At 59.9% G+C, this 377-nt stretch carries 1 protein-coding gene; it reads left to right on the forward strand.

Going from position 1 to position 377, the window contains the following annotated elements; translation table 11 throughout:
• A partial coding sequence (locus ACLEJW_RS23240) for an immunoglobulin-like domain-containing protein (RefSeq protein WP_440778331.1) occupies window positions 1-377 on the forward strand: 377 nt, incomplete at both ends.

Below are 377 nucleotides of genomic sequence, written 5' to 3' on the forward strand. Positions count from 1 at the left end.
ATCTGTGGCCGAGGGCGGCACCATCGTCTACACCGCCAGCGTCGACGAGCCGGTGACAGGCAACCCGGTCCTGGTGACCTTGGCCAATGGCCAAACCATCACGATTCCCGTTGGCCAAAGCTCAGGCACGACAACGGGTGTTGTTAGCAACGATGTTTATCAGGGACATGACGCTGTCACGAACAGCATCATCAGCGTCAGCGGTGGCAACTACGAAAATCTCGTCGCCAGCGCCGATACCGTCAGTACTGCAGTTACCGATGTGATGGACACCACGACGGTGACCCTGACCGCTACCCCATCCGTGGCTGAAAGCGGCACCATCGTCTACACCGCCAGCATCGGAGCGCCGGTGACTGGCGCTCCGGTTGTAGTGA

This window comes from Pseudomonas sp. SMSB3, from assembly GCF_052041965.1.
Lineage (GTDB): Bacteria > Pseudomonadota > Gammaproteobacteria > Pseudomonadales > Pseudomonadaceae > Aquipseudomonas.